The sequence below is a fragment of the Actinotalea ferrariae CF5-4 genome (assembly GCF_000603945.1).
Taxonomy (GTDB): Bacteria; Actinomycetota; Actinomycetes; order Actinomycetales; family Cellulomonadaceae; genus Actinotalea; species Actinotalea ferrariae.
This window is the reverse complement of record NZ_AXCW01000182.1, coordinates 1-1,537: the sequence shown is the minus strand read 5'-3', so window position 1 is coordinate 1,537 and position 1,537 is coordinate 1. Positions and strand designations below refer to the sequence as shown.

Here is a 1,537-nt window from a genome sequence, read left to right as displayed (position 1 = left end):
GTGCGCGTGGACGGCAACGACGTCCTCGCCGTCCACGCGGTGATGCTCGAGGCCCTCGAGCGGGCCCGGTCCGGCGGCGGCCCGACCTTCGTCGAGGCGTACACGTACCGGATGGGGGCGCACACCACCTCCGACGACCCGACGCGCTACCGCTCGGCCGCGGAGGAGGAGGAGTGGCGCGCCAAGGACCCGATCGACCGGCTGCGGGCGTACCTGGCCTCCCTCGGCGAGCTGCCGGAGGCGTTCCTCGAGACGGTCGCGGCCGACGCCGAGGCCCTGGGCCGGCACGTCCGCGCGACCGTGCGCGCGATGGAGGCCCCGCCGAAGCCGTCGATGTTCGACCACGTCTACGCGACCCCGAACGCCGTCGTCGACCGCGAGCGCGGCTGGTTCACCGAGTACGAGGCCGCGTTCGAGGACGCGGCCCCCACGGGAGGTGCCCGATGAGCACGACCACGCGAACGACGACGGCGCCCGCGGCCGGCCCGGCGGCCGGCACCGAGCGCGTGACGCTGGGCAAGGCGCTCAACCTCGGCATGCGCCGCGCGCTCGAGGACGACCCGACGGTCCTGCTCATGGGCGAGGACATCGGGCAGCTCGGCGGCGTCTTCCGCGTCACGGACGGGCTCCAGAAGGACTTCGGCCCGGACCGGGTGGTCGACACCCCGCTCGCGGAGTCCGGCATCGTCGGCACGGCGATCGGCCTCGCGCTGCGCGGGTACCGGCCGGTCTGCGAGATCCAGTTCGACGGGTTCGTCTTCCCCGCGTTCGACCAGATCACGACGATGCTCGCGAAGATGCACTACCGCTCGCAGGGCCGCCTCGCGCTCCCCGTCGTGATCCGGATCCCCTACGGCGGCGGCATCGGCGCGGTGGAGCACCACTCCGAGTCCCCCGAGGTGCTGTTCGCCCACACCGCAGGCCTGCGCGTGGTCTCCCCGGCCACGCCGGCCGACGCGTTCACGATGATCCAGGAGGCGATCGCCTCGCCGGACCCCGTGATCTTCCTCGAGCCCAAGGCGCGGTACTGGGACAAGGCCGAGGTCGACCTCGGCCGGACGACCGGGGACGGGCTGGACCGGGCCCGGGTCGTCCGCCGCGGCACCGACGTCACCCTCGTCGCCCACGGCCCGTCGGTGACGACGGCGCTCCGGGCCGCCGACGCCGCGGCGCAGACCGGACGCAGCGTCGAGGTCGTCGACCTGCGCACGATCTCCCCGCTCGACACGGCGACCGTGGCCGAGTCCGTCCGGCGCACGGGCCGGTGCGTCGTCGTCCACGAGGCCCCCACGCTGTACGGCACCGGCGGCGAGGTCGCGGCCCGGATCAGCGAGGAGTGCTTCTACCACCTGGAGGCGCCGGTGCTGCGGGTCGGCGGGTTCCACACGCCGTACCCGGTGTCCCGGCTCGAGCACGACTACCTGCCGAGCGTCGAGCGCGTCCTGGAGGCCGTCGAACGGTCGTTCGCGCACTGAGAGGATCGGTCCGCCCGTCCGGCTGCGGACGTGCGGACGTCGCACCGCCCACCCGCACCCCG

2 protein-coding genes are annotated in these 1,537 nt (G+C 74.4%); both read left to right on the top strand.

Annotated features, from left to right (window positions below):
• Nucleotides 1-447 (top strand): thiamine pyrophosphate-dependent enzyme (locus N866_RS13780; protein ID WP_034227334.1); only part of this gene is annotated, 447 nt, incomplete at its 5' end.
• Nucleotides 444-1,475, top strand: coding sequence for an alpha-ketoacid dehydrogenase subunit beta (locus N866_RS13775; RefSeq protein WP_034227332.1), 1,032 nt, complete (start codon nt 444-446; stop codon nt 1,473-1,475). The genes N866_RS13780 and N866_RS13775, both read left to right, overlap by 4 nt.
• Nucleotides 1,476-1,537 lie beyond the last annotated feature (62 nt).

Excerpts from the sequence above, each read along its gene's own strand:
- N866_RS13775 (WP_034227332.1), top strand. The coding sequence starts at position 444 with ATGAGCACGACCACGCGAACGACGACGGCGCCCGCGGCCGGCCCGGCG.